Annotated in this window: 8 protein-coding genes, 2 tRNA genes and 1 rRNA gene; 6 read left to right on the top strand and 5 right to left on the bottom strand. The window is 50.0% G+C overall.

Annotated elements, in window-relative coordinates; translation table 11 throughout:
• The first annotated feature begins 115 nt into the window (after window positions 1-115).
• The 3 genes from rrf to BGL48_RS02505 all read left to right on the top strand — a co-directional run bounded on the left by rrf (window position 116) and on the right by BGL48_RS02505 (window position 634).
• A 5S ribosomal RNA gene (gene rrf / locus BGL48_RS02515) occupies window positions 116-231 on the top strand.
• Window positions 232-472: 241 nt separating this feature from the next.
• Window positions 473-549 (top strand) — tRNA-Asp (locus tag BGL48_RS02510).
• A gap of 8 nt (window positions 550-557) precedes the next feature.
• Window positions 558-634, top strand: a tRNA-Trp gene (locus BGL48_RS02505).
• Window positions 635-689: 55 nt separating this feature from the next.
• Here BGL48_RS02505 and BGL48_RS02500 read toward each other — a convergent pair.
• On the bottom strand, window positions 690-1,088 hold the full coding sequence (locus BGL48_RS02500) for a gamma-glutamylcyclotransferase family protein (protein WP_069361172.1): 399 nt from the start codon (window positions 1,086-1,088) through the stop codon (window positions 690-692).
• A gap of 184 nt (window positions 1,089-1,272) precedes the next feature.
• On the opposite strand from BGL48_RS02500, the gene BGL48_RS02495 reads away from it, so the two are divergent.
• Window positions 1,273-2,115 (top strand): endonuclease/exonuclease/phosphatase family protein, encoded by an 843-nt coding sequence (locus BGL48_RS02495; RefSeq protein WP_069361171.1) that lies wholly within the window; start codon window positions 1,273-1,275, stop codon window positions 2,113-2,115.
• A 33-nt stretch (window positions 2,116-2,148) separates the two neighbouring features.
• Here BGL48_RS02495 and BGL48_RS02490 read toward each other — a convergent pair whose 3' ends face one another.
• The 3 genes from BGL48_RS02490 to gloB all read right to left on the bottom strand — a co-directional run bounded on the left by BGL48_RS02490 (window position 2,149) and on the right by gloB (window position 5,241).
• Window positions 2,149-2,838, bottom strand: coding sequence for a YIP1 family protein (locus BGL48_RS02490; protein ID WP_327292089.1), 690 nt, complete (start codon window positions 2,836-2,838; stop codon window positions 2,149-2,151).
• Window positions 2,835-4,412, bottom strand: coding sequence for a LysM peptidoglycan-binding domain-containing protein (locus BGL48_RS02485; protein ID WP_069361170.1), 1,578 nt, complete (start codon window positions 4,410-4,412; stop codon window positions 2,835-2,837). The genes BGL48_RS02490 and BGL48_RS02485 overlap by 4 nt, the downstream gene beginning before the upstream one ends.
• A gap of 70 nt (window positions 4,413-4,482) precedes the next feature.
• Window positions 4,483-5,241, bottom strand: coding sequence for a hydroxyacylglutathione hydrolase (gene gloB, locus BGL48_RS02480; protein WP_069361169.1), 759 nt, complete (start codon window positions 5,239-5,241; stop codon window positions 4,483-4,485).
• A gap of 33 nt (window positions 5,242-5,274) precedes the next feature.
• Between gloB and BGL48_RS02475 the strand changes: the two genes are divergently transcribed.
• Window positions 5,275-6,000: a methyltransferase domain-containing protein gene (locus BGL48_RS02475; RefSeq protein ID WP_069361168.1), complete on the top strand. Its 726-nt coding sequence runs from the start codon at window positions 5,275-5,277 to the stop codon at window positions 5,998-6,000.
• An 8-nt stretch (window positions 6,001-6,008) separates the two neighbouring features.
• Here BGL48_RS02475 and rnhA read toward each other — a convergent pair whose 3' ends face one another.
• Window positions 6,009-6,476, bottom strand: coding sequence for a ribonuclease HI (gene rnhA, locus BGL48_RS02470; protein ID WP_069361167.1), 468 nt, complete (start codon window positions 6,474-6,476; stop codon window positions 6,009-6,011).
• Between the two features lie 51 nt (window positions 6,477-6,527).
• On the opposite strand from rnhA, the gene dnaQ reads away from it, so the two are divergent.
• Window positions 6,528-7,250 (top strand): DNA polymerase III subunit epsilon, encoded by a 723-nt coding sequence (gene dnaQ, locus BGL48_RS02465; protein WP_069361166.1) that lies wholly within the window; start codon window positions 6,528-6,530, stop codon window positions 7,248-7,250.
• Window positions 7,251-7,258 lie beyond the last annotated feature (8 nt).

Below are 7,258 nucleotides of genomic sequence, written 5' to 3'. Positions count from 1 at the left end.
GTACTAATGGCCCGTGAGGCTTAACCATACAACACCCAAGCGGTTTTGGGTTGGACTTAAAATAAAGCCAGTTGATTGTGGCGAGAACGAACAGCTTTCTAGATTACCGAATTTGCTTGGCGACCATAGCGCTTTGGACCCACCTGACTCCATGCCGAACTCAGTAGTGAAACGAAGCAGCGCCGATGGTAGTGTGGGGTCTCCCCATGTGAGAGTAGGACATCGCCAGGCTTGCTTTCTTGTTTTCAGATTTTTGGAAAAATCTGAAGGCAAAAACGCTTATCTTGCTGATTGCTCGATGCTTTTGATAACGATGATGCTCATGTATTGGCATACACTGCGCGTCTCGATTCAACATCCTCATCGCATCAAACAAGATAACCTAATTAGAGCTTACTGTTAGGCTTTAGTTAGCAAAAATTTAAGCATCAAAGCAGATATGCGTAAGACTTTGATGAGACAGAATTGGTGCGGAGTGGTAGTTCAGTTGGTTAGAATACCGGCCTGTCACGCCGGGGGTCGCGGGTTCGAGTCCCGTCCACTCCGCCACTATTTATAGGGGTATAGCTCCAATTGGCAGAGCAGCGGATTCCAAATCCGCGTGTTGGGGGTTCGAATCCCTCTACCCCTGCCACTTGAAAAGCACTGACATCCGTCAGTGCTTTTTTTATATCTATTCAACGACTCTTCTAATAGTTTTTGGCGACAAATTGGCTTGGCCCAGTCGCATCAGGCTGGTGATTAAAACAAAGTTCATAGGTGAATGCTGTTGTATGCTGGGCGTGTTGACTGCTTTTGCTTTTGTACTCTACCTCAACAATCACCCGTTGGTAGCCAGCGCCTTCGAATGCATCAATGTGAGGGAGAAAGTGAGATAAATCGTCTGCTTTCAAAAGCCAGCCCTCTACCCGATTATTTGGATTATCACTGAGCTCTATACCCGGACAACCCGAGGCCGATCCCCAACCACGGTCTGTGCGCATTGCTTGTATACTCGCGGGAAACCATTGCCCATGGACATCCGCAAGCACGTGGTGATTTGTGCCTTCTGGACACAGGGTTCCGTATACGAAGAGGTTGTTAAGCATAGGCGTCGCTCCATGAATGCACCTTGTTATTATTTCTCTTCTATCCTATCTCTGAGTTGAAGTAAGCAGCAAGTAATAACTGAGAGCAACCACTTGTATTTCAGCCTTCATGATCGCAAAATCAGCGGCCATTCTAATAACAACCTATACTCACACTGGCAAGTGCTATGGTGGTGACTAAGCAATGAAAAGACGTATTGGCAAGGTAGTGGCATGGGGGAGTGCTATTTTCGTCCCTGCTGCGGTGATTGGTGTCAATGGCTACTTCACCGTGCCTGACAGCACCCAACTCCATACGGTGTCTGGTATACATCGCCAGTGCGTTGATTACACACATTCTTTACCGCTTGACGAACAAGGCCGTTTTTCATTATTGGTATGGAATATTTATAAACAACAGCGTCCTCAGTGGGACACTGCGTTAAGTCAGTATCACCAACCTCACCGCTTGATGTTGTTGCAAGAGGCAAGCTTTGGTCCACAATTAGCACGTTGGATCACGCAGGCGTCATTGCACTATGACCAAGCTTATGCGTTTGCGATGCAAGATGCTGTTGCAGGGGTGATGAACCTTTCCAAAGTGAACCCTTTGCACAGTTGTGCGTATACTGCGGTCGAGCCTTATCTGCGCCTTCCTAAAAGTGCTCTATATAGTGAGTATAAGCTCTCCAATGGAGAGCGCCTTGCGGTGGTGAATATTCATAGCATTAACTTTACTTATGCAATGGCCGCTTATAAGAAACAATTGGCCGCTTTGGAGCAAGCTTTGGCGCGTGTCGATGGGCCGATTATTTTAGCTGGTGACTTTAATACTTGGTCTCAGCGGCGGTTAGACGCGGTAAGAGCGATGGTCACGCGTTTGTCATTGCAAGAAATGCGTTATCATCCCGATGAGCGAATGACTAAATTTGGGTTGCCGTTGGATCATGTTTTCTACCGTGGCTTATCGGTAGAAAAGGCGAGCGCAATTGATAATGGTGCCTCTGATCACGCAGCGATAGAGGCACAACTGAAAGTGACAGGATAGAGGCAGCGAGGGGATTTCCCTCGCTGAATTTTCCTAGCTTAATGCTATGACGATGGCCCAACTGGCAAAAACGGCAACCCAAGGCAGGGTAGCAACGACGATCGCTTTGCCATGATTGAGTGGTGTCCAAGTACCGATAACCGTAATGCTTAATACCCAGTACCACGGGAGTAGCAATGGCAAGCTTGCTGCCCATGCACTCCATGGCGAGGCGAGTGGTAATTTAAGTAAGCCATTAAGGCTATTTAAATCCGCATGAGCCGGCAAAATAAAACCGGATGATAAGGTCATATTGGTATAGCTTGCCAAATCGCCCACGACCGCGGGTAAAAAGATAAAGCAAGAGGCCGCGAGCCAATGACGATAGCCAAAGTTAGGGGCTTCTTGTTTGGTGGCTAACCGAAACCACAGTGCCAAGGAAAAAATGACCGCCGCTCGGCCAAACCAATCTCCGAGCACTTCAGAGGCAAGCAGTGTTTCACGTTGTAACCACTTTTCAGCGTCTGCAGGTGGCATCGATAATTGTTGCGCGAGTGCTTGCTGAAGCGCGGCAAGGTTGGTGTGATCAAAATAAGCACTCCAAAATGCAATAGCGCTTAGGCACATAAGCAAATAAGCCAACCAGCCCCATACCGGGCGCTGGCTTAATGCAGCAAAGCATGCACTGGGACGAAGAACGATGTCTCTTAAGGCGAACAGTGGATTGGCTGACGCTTGCATCATGAGCCGCTACTCCGAGAAATGTCGATATGCAGTGTTAGCTTTTGACCGGGTTGGATATATGCGCTTTGTCGTAACTGGTTCCATTTAACCAGCTCGGCGACTGATACATTGTAGCGTTGTGCAATACTGCTCAAGGAATCACCTTGTCGAATTCGGTAGGTAATCGTGCGGATGCGACGTGCATCTCCCTCTTTATCCCAAACGACCAACGTCTGGCCAATGCTGAGGGTGTCGCGAGGACTCATGCCGTTCCACTTAGCGAGCTGACGATAATCAACGTCATAACGGCGGGCGATTGTCCAAAAACTGTCGCCTTGGCGCACGGTGTGGGTGCGCTTGTGGCCATCTCGCTCCGCCGCTTGCAATGCCGCGAGGCGCTGTGGTGCGCTTAGCGTGTATTGTGATTCATCTTTCAGCGAAACAGGGATCATCAGGCGCTGACCCACGCGAATACGTGAGGAGCGGAGTTGGTTAGCTCGTTTTAATACCTTGACGGTGGTGTTGTACTCAGCCGCGATTTCACTCAGGCTGTCACCTGACTTCACCGCATAACGTTCCACACGAAGCCCTTGGTTGTCATTTTTAGCCAATTCAGTATTAAAGCGTTCCACATTGTCGTTGGGCAACAATAAGTGGGTGGGGCCTGATGGTGAGGTTGCCCAATGGTTATACGCAGGGTTAAGGCTTTGGAGCTCAGAAACACTTAAACCGGCATAGTTAGCCGCGAGCGCCAGATCCATCTGCATCTTAGGATCGACCAAGGTCAGTGCTGGCTGATTGGGGATTTCTGGCACGTCGAGTCCATACTGCTCTTGGTGGCGCAGTACATCGCCAAGGGCGATTAGCTTAGGCACATAGCTGCTGGTTTCTTTGGGGAGGTCTAAATGCCAAAAGTCGGTAGGCTTTCCGCGTTGCTCGTTGCGACGAATAGCACGAGCCACACGTCCTTCGCCGGAGTTATATGCAGCGATAGCGTGTAACCAGTTGCCATCAAACATGCCATGCAAGTACTCGAGGTAATCGAGTGCCGCATCGGTTGATTGCACCACATCACGTCGGCCGTCGTACCACCAATTTTGTTCCAGGCCAAAACGGCGGCCTGTTGCTGGGACAAATTGCCAAAGGCCAGCCGCCCGGCCATGCGAGTAAGCAAATTGATCAAACGAGCTTTCTACGACTGGAAGCAACGCCAACTCTAAGGGCATGTTGCGCGCTTCGACCTTTTCTACGATCAGGTGTAAAAACGGCGTGGCGCGCTCAGCGACCGTGGCAAGGTGATTAGGATACTTTAAGTACCAATTACGATAACGGCGTACCGAGGCATTATCAGGCACGGGAAGCGAAAGCTGCATACTGATGCGCTGCCACACATCATTCTGTTTTTGCGGGGAAAGTACCGTAGGCGTCGCGGGTGTGGTTTTCTTGGGCGTCTCTGAGGCTTTATCAGGCGAGCGCGTTGTTTCTTTTGCGACAACGGGCGGTGCCTCGGAGGCGATATCCGCATTTTGAGCGTCGCCGATAGACTGACAGCCGCTCAGCAACAGCGTGCTCAATATAACAAAACGGTACTTCATTGCATAAAACCTTCGTCCAAAATAGCCGATGATGATAGGGGCTGGCCTCATTGATGACAAGAGACTCAGCTCAAAATTCGTCCTTCCACTGCCGCAGCGCTCGGAAAACGGCAAGCTCATCGTCGGCTGCAGTGCGACCTGCAACCGCTTGAATGACCGTCGGCTCTTGGGTACGCAAAAACGGGTTAATACGCTTTTCTCGCTCAATGGTACTGGGGAGCGTTTGCTTACCTTGGGCGCGTAAGCGGTTCACTTCTTCTCGGTACAAGTGTAATGCGTCGTTTTCAGGCTCTACAGTCAGCGCAAACGCGACATTGGCGGCGGTATACTCATGGGCGCAATACACTTGGGTCTCGATGGGTAGCGATGCTAGCTTTTTCAATGAGTTAAGTGATTGCTCCGCAGTGCCACCGAGTAAGCGGCCACAACCGGCTGAAAACAAGGCATCGCCACAGAACAGCTTACCATCGCCGACAAACGCAATGTGATCGTCGGTGTGGCCCTCGACACCGACGACCAAAAAGCGATGGTCAAAGACATCAATTTGGTCACCGTCACCGACCGCCATTGAACGTTGAGGTATTGGATGAACATCCGGGCCGATCACTTTCGCGTTTGGCGCATAACGTACAAGATCGTCAATGCCATTGGTGTGATCCCAATGGTGGTGCGTGATAAGAATGCACGATAAAGTCAATGAATTCGCTTTAAGGTAGTCAATAACCTGACTTGCTTCACCCGGATCGACCACGGCGCAGCGATTATCTTCACTAATAATGAGCCATATGTAATTATCGTTAAATGCAGGTATGCTTTTTACATGAAGCATTGGGTTCTCCAGCGATAGAATGAGCCTTAATCAATGAAACCAGCGCGCATAGAACATCAGTTTGACTATCCCTATACGTGGGACCAAGTTGCTTACGGTGATTGGGCGCGCACCCAATTGCAAACTCGGTTGGATGAATGGCTACCGACCTTATTTGGCTACCACTTGCTGAAACTGGGCGGCTTAAGCTGCGAGCTAGTCAGTGAACAGTGTAACATTCAACACCAAGTGTGTGTCGACCAACATAACCCAATGCGCAATGTGACCGCGACACACTATGCCTTGCCATTTATCGAGAAATCTTTTGATGCCTGTGTATTAGCGCACCAACTTGATTATAGCGATGATCCGCACCGTTTATTGCGGGAGGTTGATCGTGTGATGATTGATGACGCTTGCTTGATCATCTCGGGTGTTAACCCCATAAGCTTTTTGGGCGTAAAAAAACTGCTACGTGGCAAGCATCAAAGGCTCCCTTGGGCTGGACGTATGTTTTCACCTCTTCGCGTTAAAGATTGGTTGAGTGTGATGAATTATGAGGTGGTTGAGGCGCACCAGATGGGACTGTGGCCGACGCAGCGACCCAGCGCTCGGCACGCTTGGGTAGAGAGTAGCGCCAGTATGGTGACACCTGCGCTTGGGTCCATTTATTTGATTATTGCCCGTAAGCGTAGCTACCCATTAAAACCGATTAAGCCTCGTTGGAAACTCAAGCAAGCGGTCTCACCGCTGGGCGGGGTTGTTCCCAACGGCGGCTAGAAATAGGTTTAGTCTGCAGGCTGATAACCTTCATCGATCTCTGTCGGGTGGTTGGCAGCGTCGCGCGCGAGTTCGTCACAACGCTCATTTTCTGGGTGTCCAGCGTGGCCTTTCACCCAGTTCCACGTGATCTGATGCTTAGATGCCGCTTGATCAAGCTGTTGCCATAAATCGGCATTTTTCACCGGTTTCTTATCCGCCGTCTTCCATTGGCGTTTTTTCCAATTATGGATCCATTGGGTGATCCCTTGTCGAACGTACTGGCTGTCAGTGGTGAGAGTCACGTTACAGCTCGTGTTAAGCGCATTTAAGCCGACAATGGCCGCCATCAGCTCCATGCGATTATTGGTGGTGAGGGTGAAACCGGCACTCAAGGTTTTTTCATGTTGTTTGTAGCGCATCACCACGCCATAGCCGCCCGGTCCCGGATTGCCGAGACAAGAACCGTCTGTGAAAATTTCTACCTGCTTGGTCATCTTTGATACTATTGGCTATTCATCTGAGCCAAGTTTGACACAGTTATTGCCATGAAAGCGAATTACGATCGCCTCGTTGTGCTTGATACCGAAACCACCGGTATGAACCGCGAAGGGGGGCCGCATTACCAAGGCCACAATATTATTGAAATCGGCGCGGTAGAGATCATCAACCGTAAGCTCACGGGGCGGCACTTTCATGCCTATATCAAGCCCACTCGTGCTATCGACCCTGAGGCGATTTCGGTACACGGTATCACCGATGCCTTTTTGGCCGACAAGCCGCAATACGCGCAAATCCATCAAGCCTTTGTTGATTTTATCCAAGGGGCGGAGCTGATCGCTCACAACGCGCCCTTTGATGTGGGGTTTATGGATCATGAGTTCAAAAACCTAGGTGTCTCGCTGCAAACCACTGAGCTTTGCACCATCACAGACACCTTAGCGATGGCGAAGAAAATCTTCCCTGGAAAGCGTAACAACCTGGATGTGTTGTGCGATCGCTACGGTATTGATAACTCTCGGCGAACGCTTCACGGCGCGTTGTTGGATGCGGAGATCCTCGCTGACGTTTATCTATTAATGACGGGGGGACAAACCAACCTGTCATTTAATGCGGGAACGGAGACGGATAATGCGAGCCCAATGGCTCCAAGAACCGTTAAGCGCCAGAAATCGCTAAAGGTTATTCCTGCATCGGCCGATGAAATGAGTGCGCATGAAGCGCGTTTAGACTTTATTGAGCAAAACGGAAGCTGTCTTTGGCGACAGTAGGAGAAGGC

This window comes from Salinivibrio sp. SS3 (assembly GCF_001722105.1).
In the GTDB taxonomy this organism is placed as follows: Bacteria; Pseudomonadota; Gammaproteobacteria; order Enterobacterales; family Vibrionaceae; genus Salinivibrio; species Salinivibrio kushneri.
This window is presented reverse-complemented; position numbering and strand designations above follow the sequence as displayed.